The sequence below is a fragment of the Bradyrhizobium sp. CCBAU 51753 genome, assembly GCF_015291565.1.
GTDB classification, from domain to species: Bacteria; Pseudomonadota; Alphaproteobacteria; order Rhizobiales; family Xanthobacteraceae; genus Bradyrhizobium; species Bradyrhizobium ivorense.
The window spans coordinates 7,800,674-7,816,815 of sequence record NZ_CP030037.1; the positions used below are offsets into that span (position 1 = coordinate 7,800,674).

General features: G+C 65.1%; 12 protein-coding genes. 4 read left to right on the plus strand and 8 right to left on the minus strand.

What is annotated here, in order from left to right; translation table 11 throughout:
* Window positions 1–9: 9 nt before the first annotated feature.
* Together XH93_RS35665 and XH93_RS35670 are read right to left on the minus strand one after the other, a co-directional pair.
* The gene (locus XH93_RS35665) at window positions 10–1,239 is read right to left on the minus strand and encodes an MFS transporter (protein ID WP_246799758.1); all 1,230 of its coding nucleotides are present in this window, start codon (window positions 1,237–1,239) and stop codon (window positions 10–12) included.
* Window positions 1,240–1,549: 310 nt separating this feature from the next.
* The gene (locus XH93_RS35670; protein ID WP_139482288.1) at window positions 1,550–2,365 is read right to left on the minus strand and encodes a WecB/TagA/CpsF family glycosyltransferase; all 816 of its coding nucleotides are present in this window, start codon (window positions 2,363–2,365) and stop codon (window positions 1,550–1,552) included.
* A 490-nt stretch (window positions 2,366–2,855) separates the two neighbouring features.
* Here XH93_RS35670 and XH93_RS35675 point away from each other — a divergent pair, with 490 nt between their 5' ends.
* Entirely contained in the window at window positions 2,856–3,989 is a 1,134-nt protein-coding gene (locus tag XH93_RS35675) for a GNAT family N-acetyltransferase (protein WP_194471062.1), read from the plus strand.
* Between the two features lie 225 nt (window positions 3,990–4,214).
* Here the strand turns inward: XH93_RS35675 and XH93_RS35680 are convergent, their stop codons facing one another.
* Window positions 4,215–5,435 carry an NAD(P)/FAD-dependent oxidoreductase gene (locus tag XH93_RS35680; RefSeq protein ID WP_194471063.1) on the minus strand — a complete coding sequence of 407 codons (1,221 nt, stop codon included), beginning with the start codon at window positions 5,433–5,435 and terminating at the stop codon, window positions 4,215–4,217.
* A gap of 561 nt (window positions 5,436–5,996) precedes the next feature.
* Here XH93_RS35680 and XH93_RS35685 point away from each other — a divergent pair.
* On the plus strand, window positions 5,997–7,343 hold the full coding sequence (locus XH93_RS35685; RefSeq protein ID WP_194471064.1) for a lipopolysaccharide biosynthesis protein: 1,347 nt from the start codon (window positions 5,997–5,999) through the stop codon (window positions 7,341–7,343).
* Window positions 7,344–7,465: 122 nt separating this feature from the next.
* On the opposite strand, the gene XH93_RS35690 is transcribed toward XH93_RS35685, so the two are convergent.
* The gene (locus tag XH93_RS35690) at window positions 7,466–9,550 is read right to left on the minus strand and encodes an exopolysaccharide transport family protein (protein ID WP_194471065.1); all 2,085 of its coding nucleotides are present in this window, start codon (window positions 9,548–9,550) and stop codon (window positions 7,466–7,468) included.
* Window positions 9,551–9,832: 282 nt separating this feature from the next.
* Between XH93_RS35690 and XH93_RS35695 the strand changes: the two genes are divergently transcribed.
* Together XH93_RS35695 and XH93_RS35700 are read left to right on the plus strand one after the other, a co-directional pair.
* Window positions 9,833–11,023: a glycosyltransferase family 4 protein gene (locus XH93_RS35695; RefSeq protein WP_371814847.1), complete on the plus strand. Its 1,191-nt coding sequence runs from the start codon at window positions 9,833–9,835 to the stop codon at window positions 11,021–11,023.
* Window positions 11,024–11,038: 15 nt separating this feature from the next.
* Entirely contained in the window at window positions 11,039–12,595 is a 1,557-nt protein-coding gene (locus XH93_RS35700) for a hypothetical protein (RefSeq protein WP_194471067.1), read from the plus strand.
* A gap of 11 nt (window positions 12,596–12,606) precedes the next feature.
* On the opposite strand, the gene XH93_RS35705 is transcribed toward XH93_RS35700, so the two are convergent.
* From XH93_RS35705 to XH93_RS35720, 4 genes are read right to left on the minus strand one after another with little or no spacing between them, the layout of a single operon-like run.
* Entirely contained in the window at window positions 12,607–13,332 is a 726-nt protein-coding gene (locus XH93_RS35705; RefSeq protein WP_194471068.1) for a hypothetical protein, read from the minus strand.
* Window positions 13,333–13,339: 7 nt separating this feature from the next.
* Complete coding sequence (locus XH93_RS35710) at window positions 13,340–14,539, minus strand: ABC transporter substrate-binding protein (protein WP_194471069.1); 1,200 nt, start codon at window positions 14,537–14,539, stop codon at window positions 13,340–13,342.
* 53 nt (window positions 14,540–14,592) lie between these two features.
* The gene (locus tag XH93_RS35715; RefSeq protein ID WP_194471070.1) at window positions 14,593–15,294 is read right to left on the minus strand and encodes an SDR family NAD(P)-dependent oxidoreductase; all 702 of its coding nucleotides are present in this window, start codon (window positions 15,292–15,294) and stop codon (window positions 14,593–14,595) included.
* 39 nt (window positions 15,295–15,333) lie between these two features.
* On the minus strand, window positions 15,334–16,140 hold the full coding sequence (locus XH93_RS35720; RefSeq protein ID WP_194471071.1) for a glutathione S-transferase: 807 nt from the start codon (window positions 16,138–16,140) through the stop codon (window positions 15,334–15,336).
* Window positions 16,141–16,142: the final 2 nt, after the last annotated feature.

Genomic DNA, 16,142 nt, shown 5'->3' on the forward strand with positions numbered 1-16,142 from the left:
CGCGCTCTTTCAACGCGCTCGATCGTCACCGAGCTTGACCGGCGCGGTCTCGGGCATCAGCCCCATCGCGACAAGGCCGACGATCGCCGCCAGCAGCAGGTACCAGGACGGCGCCAGCGGATCTTCGGTCACGTGCAGCAGCCAGGTGACGACGAGCTGCGCGGTGCCGCCAAAGCTCGCGATCGCGACCGCATAGATGGTGGCGAACACGCCGCCGCGGATGTTCTGCGGCAGCGCTTCGGTGAACGCGGCATAGAACGCGGTGAACGGCAACGATCCGATGAACGACAGCACGCCGAAGCCGAACAGCAGCGACCACGCGCCCGGCGCCTGCACGATCCACAGGAACGCCGGATAGGTCAGCACCAGCACCACCAGTTGCGGCCAGACCATGATCGGCTTGCGGCCGAGCCGATCGGCGAGCCAGCCGCCGAGCAGCGCGCCGATGATCTGCAGCCCGTTGCTGACCAGCGACACCGTGAACGCCAGCGACGGCGACACATGCAGCGTGGTCTTGGCGTAGGTCGTCATATACTGCGTGACGTAGGTCGAGATCGTGCCGCTGGCGAGAATCATCACGGCCAGCACGATGACGCGAAGATGGCGGCGCGCCTGTGCGACATGACCCGAGCTTTCGACGCTGACGGCAGGACGCGCCTCGTGCGAGATCGTCTCCGGCAGCGTCCGGCGCATCCAGATGCCGAACGGCAGGCAGACCGCCCCGATCAGGAACGCGACGCGCCAGCCATAGGCCTGCAGCATCTCGGGCGCCATCGTGCTGCTCAGGACGACGCCGACCAGCGCGCCGGCGGTGGCCGCGATCTCCTGGCTGGCGGGCTGCCACGCCACCACGAGGCCGCGATCCCGCGGCGCCGCGATCTCGATCAGATAGGCCGTGGTCGGCCCGACCTCGCCGCCGAGCGCGAACCCCTGCACCATCCGCGCCACGATCACGATGATCGGCGCGACGACGCCGATCGTCTCATAAGCCGGCGTCAGCGCGATGGTCAGGATCGCGCCGCCCATCAGCGCAAAGCTCAGCAGCATGGCCGGCCGCCGGCCGACCCGATCGGAGAAGATGCCGAGCACGATGCCGCCGATCGGCCGCGTCAGGAACCCGGCGCCGAAGGTCGCCAGCGACAGCATGAGGCTGCCGTATTCGCTGTGCGCGGGGAAGAAGGTGCGCCCGATCTCGGTCGCGAAGAAGCTGTAGGTGATGAAGTCGTAGAACTCCAGCATGTTGCCGATGGTCGCGGCAAAGGCTGCGCGCTTGACGTCGAATGCCTGTTTCGCCTCGCTATCCGGCAACAATCTCGGTTCCTTCGCTCGTTCGGGGCGAGTATCATTCCTCAGGCCATGCGAGGCAAGGCGTGGCAACTCCGCGCGATCGCATGCCGTTCGCAATCGACTGGGAGGACAGATGTGATGCCAGCCGGCAGTGCTCACGGCGCGCGACAATCGGATCGTCAAGGACACAGGCCGTACGTGACGTGAACGGCACGGCGGCTCCGGTCGCTGGGACCGGAGCGAGCAACGGATCGGGGGTCGCTCAGTCGCGCTTGGTGAGCGAAGGCCGGGTCTGCTGGAACAGCAGATAGAGCGCGCGCGGATTGGTGGTCAGATAGCGCCAGAACAGCCGGCGCGGCTCGAGCCAGAGCCGCCAGGCCCATTCCAGCCCGACGATCTGCATCCAGCGCGGCGCGCGCGGCAGAGTGCCCGAGAGGAAATTGAACAGTCCGCCCGAGGTCTTGATGGCGCCGACATTGCCGAGCCGCGGCAAGTACTCGTCGACGAACGCCTGCTCATAGGGCACGCCGAGCGCGACCCAGAGAAAGTCGGGCGCCAGCGCGTTGATCTCGTCGACCTTGGCCCGCAGCGCTTCGCCGCGCAAGTAACCGTGGCAATGGCCGACGATCTTCAGGGCCGGAAACGCCCTGCGGACATTGGCGACCGCCGCCTTGTTCTCGGCCTCGTTGGCACCGAACATATAGAATGTCAGGCCGAGCTCTTCGGCCTTGCGTGCGACCACGCCGAACAGGTCGGTGGTCGCGACGCGTTCGGGAAGCGGCTTCGACGACCGCAGCTTCGACACCATGACCAGCGGCTGGCCGTCGGCATTGATCAGGTCGGCGGCTCTGAACAGCCGGTCGGTCATCGGCTCGGTCGCGCAGCGCGACAGCACCTCGCCATTGGCCGAGGTCAGGTACAGCGGCCGGCGCACGCGCCGCTGCGGATGCACCAGGTCGACCATGAAGTTCGCAGTCTGCTCAAGATCGAGCACGGCGAGCCGCAACCCGCCGACGGTCGCGCGGTCGACGCTGTCGGTCGCGGCCCGGCCCACCGGATTGACGCGACGTTCGCGCATGCCGGTTGACGGCATACCGGCGGATTTTGCCAGCGTGCCGCGCGAGGTGTTGCAAATCTGGACAGGCGGAGCAGCCGTGTCGGAATTGGTACGCCGGGACACTTCGCGACCGTCGCGCGAGGGCGAAGTTGCGGAGGAAACGCGGGCGTTTTGGCTGTGACTCAACATTTCACCAGGAGCTCCAATGCTTACGGGCTCCCAACTGCAATATCGAGTCCAGACTCGTTGGGGCGTCTCTTGTCTCAGCCGGCCGGCTGGACCGTAAAGGTTCGTTAACGGTAACGATCGTGGGTCTGTCCGGCGCACGTTAACCGGCGCGCACGATCGCGCACGAAAGCACGCGCGCCATCAGCAACACTGTGCAAAGATGAAGGCACTATATTAATACAAATCGCATTCCATCGGTGCATGGCCCCGTGGGCCTTGTGCTATAAGGTCGCAGCGTCGGATTGTCCCGACGCGTTGAAAACGCCCGGTAGCTTGGTCACGCATGAACAAGAATGATGACGCGTTCGATGTCTGCATCGACGACGCATTCGACTTCCTGTCCGAGGAATACGCGGAGCTGTTCAACGGCTCGGACGCGACCGCTTTTCAGCATCCGCTGTGGCTGAACAGCATTTACCGCCGACTCGTTCCCGCGATGGCGGCGAAGCCGCTGGTCATCGTCGTTCGCCGCCGCTCAACCGGCGCGATGGCAGCCGTGCTGCCGCTGCTGCGGGTGCGGCGCGGGCCGATGCGCACCATTGAATTCGCCGATCTGCGTGTCTCCGACTATCTGGCGCCGGTCTGCTCGGAGCAGACCTTCGCCGAGCTGCTGCAGGACAAGGGTGCCTGCGAGAGGCTTCGACAGCTTGTCAGGCCGTTCGACCTGCTGCGCATCCCGAAACTGCTCGACGCGAGGATGCCGATCGAGAATCTGCTCGGTGCGCCGCACCGGGCTTCGATGGACACCAACGCCTATGCAACGGTGCTGTCGGCGCCGTTCGAGCAATGGCAAATCAATGCGCTGGGACGCTCCTATATGAAGGAGCTCGCAAAGAAATGGCGCCAGATCCACAAGAAGGGCACGCTGACCTTCTCCTGGTGCGAGGATCGCGCCTCCATCCTCGAGGCCATGGACGTCATGAGGAAGTTTCGTGGCCCGCGGTTTCAGGCCCACGGCGATGGCGATCTGCTGCAGCGTCCGGAATATTTCGACTTCTACTCCGATGTGGCGCTGCGCCTCGATTCGTTTGCGCGGATCTACACCATGAAGATGGACGGCAATGTGATCGCGACGGCGCTTGGGCTGACGCACCGTGACCGCCTGCTGATCGTCATGACCGCGTTCGACATCGAGGGATACAAGAGCCAGTCGATCGGCGCGCTGACCTTCGAAAGTGTCGCCAGGGATTGCATCGAGCGCGGCTATCAGGTGCTCGACTTCACCATCGGTGACGAGCCCTACAAGATGCAGTTCGGCGGACAACCCACGCCGATGTCGAGCGTGACGCAAGCCGGCAGTGCGGCCGGCGCGGTCGCGTTGTTTGCGCTGAGGCAGGCGCCCTGGATCAAGCAGGCCGCCAAGCGAATGACCGAGTTCAGGCTGCCGCCCGCCCGGACCTCGACCGGCACACGCTAAGGCAGTATCGGGTCTGACCGTTCGGTCCACCTCTCCCCGACGGGGAGAGGTCGATTTGCGCAGCAAATCGGGTGAGGGGCCGCGGCAATAATGAGGGACCATAACCCCTCACCCCGCGCTACGCGCCGACCTCTCCCAAAGGGAGAGGTCAACTTCCGATGCTGCGCAAGCTCAACTGAATCTCGTCGCTCGCTCCAGCGACGCCGCTGAGTGGCGCTTGTCAAATTATCGCAGCGCGCCGCGGACGCGCATGACCCATCCCGGGTGAATCCGGTCCACCCGATGCGTGATCATGCGCCGCAGGAAGTGCAGCTTGCGCCGCGCGCTCCACCTCGCGTCGTTGTTCAACGTCAGGGCCTGGCGGAAACGCGCCATGTCCAGCGAATGGCGGTCGGCAGCGAGCTTGCCCTGATCGGAATAAAACTGCGCGATCTTGTCTGCGCCCATGCCCTCGGTCTCGAGCCAGCGCGGCACATGGTCGGTGCACAGACGCTCGACATCGACCAGCAGACGGCTGACGCCGGTCCCGGCGGCCGGACAGTTGGTTTGAAACGCGTCGCCGATCAGCACGACGCCCGGCTGCAGATGACCCTCGACCACGGACAGGCCCATGACCCAGCTCTGCACCTGGCCGACGACATCGAAATCGCCGAGATAGCGCTGCAATCCCGGCATCAGGCGAAGCAGCGTCCGCCTGGTGTCGCGGCGCAGCTCGCGCATGATCGGATCGGTCGGATCGCGGAACATGAACAGGTTGGCCCGCATGCCGTCCGCGATCGGAAACAGGCTGAGATAATCGACGCCGTCGGCCGTGCGTTCGCCATAGGCAGTCAGCGCGTCGAAATCGAACGGCGCGTTGTCCGGACGCGCGATGGTAAATCCGAATGACACCGAATGGTGTTCGGCCAGCATCCGCCGCTTGATTCCAAGACTGTACGCCAGCGGGCTCGCCATGCCGGTCGCCAGGATGACGAGCCGCGAAGTGACGCGCTTGCCGGAGGCGAGCTCCAGCTGCTGACGATCGTCGCTGCAGCTGATGCCGGTCACCTGATCGATCAGGAAGCTGGTCGGATCGGACAACAGCCCGCGGGCCATGCCGACGAGGCTGGCATAGGACAACCCGAACGCCTGGCCGACGCTGATATCGACCACCTTGCCGTCCCGGATGTTGAGCACCCGATCATACGGCGCGCCGACAGCCTCGAGGTCGTTGATGAAGCCAAGCTGGCGAATGAGATCGAGCTGCCGGCCGCCGATCTTTTCGACACGAAATTCGTCCGGCGGGACGGTGCGCTTGTCGATCAGGACGACCCGGTATCCGGCCCGCACCAGCACGGCACGCGCCAGCGAGCCCGCGAGTCCGGCGCCGACGATGGCGACGTCCGCTTCGATTGTGTGCGCCTCGCTGGTTGCGATCGGCCTTGCAATGCTTTCGTCAACGATCATCTGTCCGCTCCGAACGGCTTAACTGCCCGCCGAATTGCAATTTCCTTGCCTGCTGTGCCGCGGACGGGAGCGGGCACGGCGAGTTCCGCGATCGAGGTTAACGGCAGCGCCGGGAGGCGCGTGGGCGGGAGCTCGGCACACGCCTTGCACTGTCATAGGCGGCGTGCAGCGGTATTTTCCGGAGGTCCAGCCTCAGGATCGATGGTTACTGCATCGTCAACGGCGCCGAGGGGCCCGGGAGCCGCACTGCCGCGTTCGTGATGTGTGGAGGCTGTTCCGCCGGTTCGTTACGCCGCCGGGTCGGCCCTGCATGAGACCTCTGCGCCTTTTGGAGACAGGCGTTCCAGAATGGTGCAAGACGGGAAGGTCGCCGGGGACCAGATCCGCGCGACGCGCGGCCGCTGAAAAACGAACGGAATCTTAGCAACAGAACATTAACACTCCAGCATTCGCCAAGTGCTACGTTGGCAGGTGCTGCGTGCCAAGCGCATCGTTGCCAAGTGTTAGCCGCCCAGTGCTAGGTTCAACGGCGTGACAGGATCCTGAGAATACCCGGTCTCCATGTTTGACTCCCTCCTCCAACTGATGCGTCGTGATGTGACGCGCGGCGTTGCCGGGACCATTTTGCTCAAGGTCGGCAGCGGCGGACTCGCGTTCGCGATGTTCTCGCTGGCCGCGCGGGCGATGTCGGCGGACGAGTTTGGAGATTTCGCGACCTGGCTGTCGGTCGCCCAGATCGCCTCGGTCGTCGGTCTGGTCGGCCAGGAGCTGCTGCTGGTTCGCTTCCTCAACGAGTACCAGGTGCGCGGCGAAACCGACCTCACCAAGGGCGTCCTGCTGTCCAGCCTGAAGAACTCCGCGCTCGGCATGCTGATCTCGATCGCCGCCATCGCCGCGGTCGCCTGGCTTCGCGGCGAGTGGTGGCTGCTCATCCTGTCGGTCTCGGCCTTTGCCGCCGTCAATTCCGGACTGATGCTCGGCAGCCAGATCGCGCGATCCCTGGTCAGCATCCTGATGGGCGAAGGCAATCGCGAATTCTTCTGGCGGGTCGCTGTCGTGCTGTTGCTGATCGCGGTGCTGTTCGGTCACCGGCAGCTCACGCCCGCCGAATTGTTCGCCGCGATGGCAATCGCGATGTCCGCCGGCCTGATCGTGCAGATCGCCTCGATCGTGCGCGTGTTGCCGAACCTGCGCAGCGTCGACGCCCGCTTCGAGCGGCCGCGCTGGCGGGCGAGCGCGTTCCGCTACTGGCTGGCTTCGATCCTCGAGGCCGCCAACCAGTACTTTGACGTCATCCTGGTCTACTGGATGCTGGATCCGGCAACGGCCGGTGTCTATTTCGCGGCGTCGCGCCTCGCCAACCTCTTCGCCATGCTCTCGGCCGCGCTGTACACGTTCGGCGCGCGGCGGCTGCCGTCGCTGTATTTCAGCAGGAACCATGACGAGCTCGAGCACACCTTGAAGCTGATGGCCGAGGTGACCGCGATTTGCGTCTTCGTCGGCCTCGTCATTGTGTGCGGCGGCGCTTCCTGGCTGCTCGGCCTGTTCGGCCCGCATTTCGCCGCGCAGCAGTGGGTACTGATCGTGCTCGCGCTCGGGACCGCGTTTCAAGCGGCGGGCGGCCCGTCGGCGGCCATCCTGCAGCTGACCGGCCATGAGCGCGAATACGTTCCCGTGCTCACCGCGAATGTGGTGCTGCGGCTCGCCGGCTTCCTGATCCTGATCCCCTGGCTCGGCGTGCTCGGCGCCGCGATCTCGGCCACCGTCTCGCTGGTGCTCGCCACCATCGCGCTCAACGTGCTGTGCCGGCGGCGGACCGGCGTCGACCCGTCCGTGCTGGTGCTGTCGCATCTGTCGTCGACGAAGACCGGCACCTACACGGTCCGCGTAGCCGACACCAACGACTAAAGCGCGATGAGATTAGGTTGAATCGTCATCGCGCTTTAGCTTCTTGTTTGAACATGATCTTTTCGGAAAACCGCTTCACACTTTTCCGGATCATGCTCTAGATCTCGTTCGGTCGATGGATGTCAGCTCGCCATGCCCAGGGCATCGCCCTGGACCGGACGGATGGGGCTGCCGACCGGCACGCAATTGACCACCAGCGCGGTCGGCACCGCGGCGAACTTCGACAGGCCGGCTCGCGCCTTGCGCACGGCAGCCGAATTGGCCGCGCCGTCGCGCGCCACCAGGATGATCAGGTCGGCATGGTCGGCGAGTGCCGCCGAGTCGAACTGCGCGGCCAGGGCCGATGCGTCGACGATGATCAGGTCGAACTCGGATCGAATGTCGTCTGATGGCAACGGCTGTGTCTTCTTGCTGGCGCTCAGCAGCTCAACGACGGCACGCAGATCGGCCTTGATGATACCCGCGCCCTGCGCCGGGGCGGCATCGGCGCCATCCGGCGTCATCTCGATCAGGACGCTGAGCATCCCGTTCTTCACGGCCGACCGGTTGAGCGATCGCGCCACCGTGCTGCCGCCCGCGCCTGGCTCGACCGACATCAGCAGCGCGACCTTGCCGTGCGATCCGGCAAGCTGCTGGATGTTCTCGATCAACAGATGCAGATGCGCACTGAGGTCGGGCTCGGCGGTTGCGGAGGCCGGATTCTGCCAAACGCTTCTGACGGATGCCGGCGACGCCAGGTTCGGAATGCGGGCCAGCACCGGCAGACCCGGCGGCAATGCCGGCTGCAGGGCCGGCGCCTCCTCGCGCGGAGTTTTCAGAACCGGCCGCGCCGGAATCCATTTATAGGCGGGGACGGCGACGATGGCGGTCGACATCAGCAGCGATGCGATGGCGAGCGCGGCCAGCAGCAAGGGCAGCGGCGGAAGCGTCGAACGGATCGGCGGCGTCGCGAACGAGGCGACCTTGGTCTGCGAGTTCTGCAGCGAGCGCTGCTCGTCGGTGGTTTTGTACCGCGATAGGAATTGCTCGTAGATGCTCTTGTTGGCATCGGCGTCGCGCTGCAGGTCCTGCAGCTTCACCAGCGCCTGACCGTCGACCAGAATCTGCGATTCGACCGCCTTCTGCTGATCCTCCAGCGCCTTCTGCTGATCGCGCTGGGCCTCGTATTCCGACCTGGCGGTATCGATATTCTTCTTGCGCTCGATCTCGATCTGCCGGTTGAGATCGTTCAACTGGCTCAGCGACATCACGAGGTCGGGGTGGCGGTCACCGAACACCGCCCGCTTCTGCGCGATCTGATCGTTCAGCGCGGAGCGCTGGGCGCGCAGCGTGCTGAGCAGGTCCTGCTTGATCGGGCCGTCGACATTGGCCTTGAGGTCGCGCTGCGCCTGATCGAGGCGGGACTTGGCCTCTTCGGTGCGGGCCCGCGCAGCGGCCACCTGCTGGGTCAGGTCGGTGACCCGCAGCTGCTGCGTGGTGGATTCCTTGCCGGCATTGACGATGCGATGCTCGAGCTTGAATTTCGCCACGGCATCTTCCGACGCCCGCAAGCGATCGTTCAGGGTCTTGAGCCGGCTCTTCAGCCAGTCGGCCGCCTCGTCGGTCGCAACGGTGCGGGTTCCGCGCTGGCTGGCGACGAAGGCCTCGGCCACGGCATTGGCGTAATGCGCCGCGCGCTGCGCATTGTTCGAGGTGAACTTGATGGCGATAACATAGGTTAATCCACGGCGGGAAATATCCAGCCGATTGCGGAACCGATCGACCAGGCGCGTGATGTCGATCTTGCCGCCGGCGATATCGTCATCCTCCGCGATCTTGAGCTGCTCGATCAGGGGCCGGAGAAAGTCGTCGGACTTGGCGATTTCGACCAGGCTCTGCAGCGCAGCGGCATCCTGGCCGATCCCCGGCAGCACGTCCTGCTCGGTGGTCACGCGCTGCTCGCGCGGATCGACGACGACCAGCGCGGTCGCCGCATAGCGAACCGGCACCAGCATGAGAACAATGACGCCGAGCGCGAAGATGACCGCGGCGAGCATCAGGATGCGCTGGCCGTTTTCGCGCAGGAACGACACGATACCGGAAAGGGTCAGCGCGCCCTTGATAGTTTGGGCTTCAGATCCGTCGGCCGGCGCACCGGCAGCCTCCCACGACGCCGCGGGCTCGGTCGGACCGGACCTTGTCGGGCCTGGGCGGCCACGGAACATCATGGGCTTTGACTCGAATTCAACTGGCACGGTGCAATACCTGCTCCAGCCTAAATATCTATGGTTAATCGGCAGTTACCCGCGCTTTGCGCCGCCGTAACCAATTAGTTAACGAGCCGTTGTATCATGGCTGTCAGACCGCTTCCCGATTCTTTGACCAGCGCATTGGACTAAATCAGCAGTAACCTCAACACGCGCTCCTCGATGTACGAGCGATCCTCGCGTGATAGATACGGGCTCATAATTATGGGAGGCCAGTCGACTCCTTCATCGGGTGAGGAATCCGTGCTCCACTACAAGCCCAGCACAGACCTGCGCGAGGCCCTCACCGCCTCCGGCATCGGGCCGAAGGCGAGCAAGCCGAAGCTGCGCGTGATGCTGGTGCAGACCCAGGCGGAGAACGCCGGCGCCCAGGAGATTTCGCGGCTGGTCGGGGCCGGCCTCGCCGCGCGCGGCTACGAGGTCGCCAACCTGTTCTTCTTCCGAAGATCGGCTTCCTTCGACGAGCCGCCCAATACGTTCTATTGCGCGGACAGCCGTCCGGGCAACCCGCTGGCGCTGCTGCGGATGCTGTGGACGCTCGCCGGTCACATCAGGACCATCAGGCCGGACGTCGTGCTGACCTTCCAGCATTTCGGCAACGTGATCGGCGGCGCCGTGTCGCGCCTCGTCAGCCGCGCCCCCGTCATCGCCAACCAGGTCTCCTCGGCGATGTCGATGAGCTGGCCGGTCCGCGTCGCGGATATCGTGATGGGCAGCGTCGGCTTCTTCCAATGCATCACGCTGAACTCGCAGGCCATGGAGCGCGAATATGCCCGATATCCGGCGCCCTATCGCGCGCGCATGAAGCACGTGCCGCACGGCTTTGACGACAAGTCGCACGGCCTGTCGAAAGAGGAAGCGCGCCGGCAGTTCAAGCTGCCGCCGGATCATGTCCTGCTCGGCTGCGCCGCGCGTCTGCACCCGCACAAGCAGCTCGATGCGGCGATCCGCCTGCTTGCCAACGAGCCGTCGTGGCAGCTTGCGCTCGCGGGCCAGGGCGCGGACGAGCCGCGGCTGCGGGCGCTGGCAGATCAGCTGAAGGTTTCCGACCGGCTGCATTTCATCGGCGAGATTCCGCCGCGGCAGATGGCGGACTTTCTCGCCTGCCTCGACGTGTTTGTGTTTCCGACCCAGGCCGAGACCTTCGGCCTCGCCGCCGTCGAGGCCGCCAGCGCCGGCATTCCCTGCGTCGTCAACGACCTCCCCGTCCTGCGCGAGGTGCTGTCGTTCGACGGCGAGCCGACCGCGATCTTTGTCGATGCATCCGACCAGGCCGCGTTCTCGGCGGCTGTTGCCAAAGTCCTGACCGACCAAACGCTGCGCGACGCGTTGCGCCAAAGCGCCAAGGGGCTGCGATCGCGCTATTCGCTCGACAGCATGATTGAGGAATACGTCCAGATTCTCGACGCCGCCGTGACAAGGGGCGCGCATTAGACGGGTGGGCCGGACATGATCATTCAATTTCGTTGCGAACGCGACCACGCGCGGCGCTGGATGTGCCGCGAGAGCATGCACATCAACGGCGAGGACATTCCAGTTCAGATCGCCTGGACCGCAACCACGGAGCCGCGGCCTGCCGGCCTGGAGGCGCTGTTCGCGCTCGAGCGCGTGGTGTTGCGCAAGGGCAAGGCCGGCGGCGCCGACAAGCTCAAGGTCACTCAGGAACAATCCCAGGCCCGGCTCGACAAGGCTGACGTGGTGATCGATTTCACCACCGCCCCGCGGGACCCGCACGGCTCCGCAAAGCTCTATCTCCGCCCGAAGTTCAATGGCGCCGCGGGCGAAAACGCGGCACTCGCGGCGATCCTCGCCGGCGACCTGCCGGTGATCGAAATCGTCAACGAGCGCGACGGCACGGTGATCGACCGCGGTCATCCGTCCGCGGAGGTTGCCGCCGGCCTGAGCGGTGGGCTCGACACCGTGATGGCGCGAACCCTGAGTATGCTGGCGGCGGCGCTGTCGGGCGCGCCGAGACTGGTGCCGCAGCTGGCCTATTCGACCGGCGCTCCGCGCCAGCCCGCGCCCTATGTGCTGCGCGGCGTGGCGACGTCGATCGCGAAAGAAATCTATCGCCTGTGCTGCTATGCCCCGCATTGGCACGTCGGCTGGCGCTACAACGACAACTCCGACATCTGGCAGACGCGCGATCTCAGCGGACCGGCCTGGAACGTGCTCGCCGATCCCGGAAACCACTTCTATGCCGATCCCGTCCCGGTGACATGGCAGGGCAGAACTGTCGTGTTCTTCGAAGACCTTGACCACCGCGTCGGCAAGGGCACCATCTCCGCGATCGAGTTCGACGGCAAAGGCCCGATCGGTGACGTGTTTCCCGTGCTGGAAGAGCCCTGGCACCTGTCCTACCCGTTCTTGATCGAGCAGAACGGCGAATTGTGGATGATCCCGGAGAGCACCGGGCATCGCGACGTCCCGGTTTACAAATGCGTCCGCTTTCCGGACAAGTGGGAGCGGCATGCGACACTGCTGTCCGGGCTCGAGCTCGCCGACGTCACGATCACGCAACACAACGGCCTCTATTACATGTTCGGCGCCTGGCGCGACGGCACCGGCGGCTACTCCGATACGCTGGCGATCTACTACGCCGAGCAGCTGTTCGGCCCTTGGCAGCCGCATGCGAGCAATCCGATCCTGATGGATCGCGCGACGACGCGGCCGGCCGGAAATTTCGTCACCATCGATGGCCGGCTGTGGCGGCCGGTGCAGGACTGCACCAACGGCTACGGCGCCGCGCTCGGCCTCGCCGAGATCCTCGAACTGTCGCCGACGACATACCGCCAGGCCGTACGCCATCTGCTCAAGCCCGGACCGCTATGGACCGGACGGAAGCTGCACACGCTGAACCGCTGCGGCACGCTCGAGGTGATCGACGGCTCGCGGGTCCAGCCGAAGACCACGGCCTTGCTGAACAGGTTTCGCTCGTCCGGCAAGTCGTCGCAGCCGGAATGGCGCGGCGCGATCGCGAAACCCGTCGCCGAGCGCCAGCACTAGCACATCCACGGTCACGCCTGCGAAAACGCGACCTCGCTGAAATCGATCGCGACCATCAGCATGTCGGTGATCGGCCTGCGATCCGGGCCGCGCGTATATGCACGCCGCACGCTCGGCAGCCGAATGCCGCCGGCCTCGATGTAGCCTGACGTCAGCTGCGCCGCCGGAAAGCCTCCTGCGATGCTGACGCTGTAATCGTGACGGCGCAGCAACATGTCCGGGCCAAAGAAGAAGTCCTGCGTCATGCAATGCGTTTCGATCCAGCCCGGGAAATAGGCGCGTAGCACGCGCCACGTCTCCTCGCCCTCGCGCCAGGCCTCTAGCTCCTCGACCCGGACGCCGTCCATCGCCAGCACGAACGGCGTGGTCAGATAGGTCCACACCGCCTCGCCGTTGAAATAGGCGCGGTGCAACGGATCCCAGGGCGTATGCATCTGATGACCGGCAAACGAGTCGCGCGGCGCGCGGCGCTCCGCCACCAGCGTGCCGTCGAGCTTCTCGATCGCCACCCGGTCCTGGGTGAACATCGTGCGCTGGTCGGCCGCGCCGAACGGCGTGATCGACGCCCGCTCCTCGTGCAGCCACACCGTCATGCGCCGCGGCGAGCGGTCCTGCAGCAGGCCCTTCAGGGAGAAGAAGCCGCCGCCGGTGACGATGGTCGCCTCCACCTTCGCATAGCGCCGCCAGCGTTCCAGCCCGCCATGCGCCTCGAGAACTTCGCCAAGCAGCGCGCTCATGACCGCCTCACTTTGCGTCGGCGCTCTGCACGCCGCCGAACTGCTCCCAGGAGCTTCCGGTCCAGCGCTGCAGCTGCAGCTGGGTGTAGGCCATGCTGTTGTCGGGGCCGGTATTGATGGTGATGCCCGGCATCAGCGTCGGCAGCGTGAGCCCCTTGACGTTGCGCGCCTGCTTCACGATGTTCTCGCGCGACAAATCGTTGCCGCATTGCTTCAGCACCTGTTCGAGGATCTGGCCCTGGTGCGTGCCGAACAGATAGTTGCTGTCGCCGATGTCGGCCCCGGGAAGATACTTCTCGAAATGCGCGCGATACCATTTGACGCCGGGATCGTCGGCCCATTTCTTGTCGTTGGGATCCTTGGCAATGGTCGCCACCACGACGCCCACCGCCTTGTCGGCGCCGGCCGGCACGATGGTCGAAGAGACCGAGCTCGACACGTAGTTGAGGACGGTGAGCGGCGTCCAGCCGATCTCGCTCGCCTTCTTGATCGCCTGCGCGGCGAATTTCGGCGTGCCCGCGATCAGGAACGCCTGGGCGCCCGAGGCCTTCAGCTGCACCACGCGGGAATCGATGGTCGGCTCGGTGACCTCGTAGGGCGACGTCACCACCTTCTTGTCGAAGTCGGCCTTCAGCGTTTCCTTGAACGCGGTGACGAAATCGCGGCCGAGATCGTCGTTCTGGTAGAGGATCGCAATCTTGGCGTCGGGCGCGGTCTGCGCGATGTATTTTGCGTAGATCTTGCCTTCGGTGTTGTAGCTCGGCAGCCCGGTGGTGGTCGTCGGGAACTCGGCGAAATTCGTGAACTTGGTCGCGCCGCTGACCACGAAGAGATCCGGCACCTTTTTGGCGGTGATGTATTTAATGGTGGCGCCGATGCCGGGCGTGCCGAGCTGGCTGAACATGAACGCCACCTCGTCGCTCTCGATCAGCTTCCTGACCTGCTCGACCGCTTTCGGCGGCGTGTAGGCGTCGTCATAGGTGATGAGATTGATCTTGCGGCCGTTGATGCCGCCGCGGTCATTGATCGAATTGACATAGGCGATGAGGCCGCGGCCGGTGTTGCTGAGCGGCGACGCCGGGCCGCTGAATGGGAAGACCGCCCCGATCTTGATCTCCGATTCCGTGACACCGGGCGTTTCGGCACGCGCCGGAGCCGCGAGAAGCGACGCAAGCAATGCAACCGATACTGCAAACTGCTTCAACATGAAATTTTCCTCCCGTGTTATGATTTGATCGGTTCTCGCGTCCTCGGCCGCGGCTACCAGGCCTCTCCGAACGGCCGGATCTCGACATTGAACGACCACGCGCTGCGCTCCTGGTGCACGACGTGCCAAATCTCGCTGGCGATCGCGGCCGGCTTGATGAAGAAGTCGTCCGGCCGGTCCGGCCAGCGCTTCCGCGTCCATTCCAGATCGATCACGGCGTCGATCACGATATAGGCGACATGAACGCCCTGCGGCCCGAGATCGCGCGCCATCGCCTCGGCGAGAATGCGCTGCGCCGCCTTGGTCGGCGCAAAGCCCGCGAAGCCGGCCTTGCCGCGCAGCGCCGAGGTGTTGCCGGTCGCAACGATGGCGCCCTTGCCGGCGCTGATCATCGCCGGGGCAAATCGTCGGGCGAGATGCAGCAGCCCCATCGTATTGACCTGGAAATTGCGATCGAGAATGGCGGGATCGATCTCCCGGAAGGTGCCGAACGCGCCGCCGACCGCGTTGTGGATCACGACCGCGGGACTGCCGAGATCGCGCTCCACTGCTGATGCCGCCGCCTCGATCTGCGCCAGATCGGACACGTCGCAGCGATAGGCTTTCGCGCCCGGCAACTGCGTCTCGAGCGCGGCCAGCCGTTCCTCGTTCCTGGCAAGCATGGCGACGCGGTAGCCGCCCTCGGCGAACCTTCTGGCGAGCGCCGAACCCGTGCCGGGGCCAACGCCGGTGATCAGACAGACAGGCGCGGTCATGCGGTCAGCCCTCCAAATTGCGGTTAGCGATGTCCATGCTCAGGCAGCGGCTTTCGACAGCAGCTTCTCGACGTATGGCTTGAGGTCCGGCGAAAAATGCGCGTGCGCGACCAGCCGGTCGAAGTGCGCAAAGGTCAGCGGATATTCAGCCCGCACACCTGGATGCAGGATTTTGCCGAGCCCCTGCGCGCGCAATTGCTCGGCCCGCGCATGCTCGTTCATGAACAGCGCGAGTTCAGCGGCAAAGCAGATATCGGCGATCGAGATGCCGTCGCCGACCAGCGCGCGCCGTTGCGGCGACAGCGCCTGCTCGATCCCGGAGGCATAGATCGCGAACGCCTCCTTGGCGCGCCCATGAATGGCCGCATCGACCGTGCCGCCTGACAGCGCCAGCAGGTAGATCTGCGAGTCCCGGGCAAACACCAGGCTGACATCGAGAAAACTGTCGATCCTGGACGCCTCATAGGCATCGCGACCGTAAAGTGGATACTTCGCCGCACCGATGCGCGCCACCGCCCGCATGATGCTGTTGGATTCGAAGATCCCGACCTTGCCGTCGGGCCCGAATGCCGCGGGCACGTTGCCGAACGGCTGCGCCGCCATGAACGCATCGGTCTTGAACAGCTGGGCGCCGGTCAGCCCGACCCGGCCGGTGCGTGCGAGCGACGCCAGCGATGCGCGTTCGTCCTCAGTCAGCGGGCGGGCATCGTAGTCCCACAGCCAGTCGCGCAGCTCCTTGCCGGACGCCCCGCTGACCTCGACCTCGACGCCGCAGAAGCGCGCGGCGATCGTCGCCTTCCAGACGCGCGGGTTCGGCAGGTACGAGAATATCCGCAGGTCAGCCATCG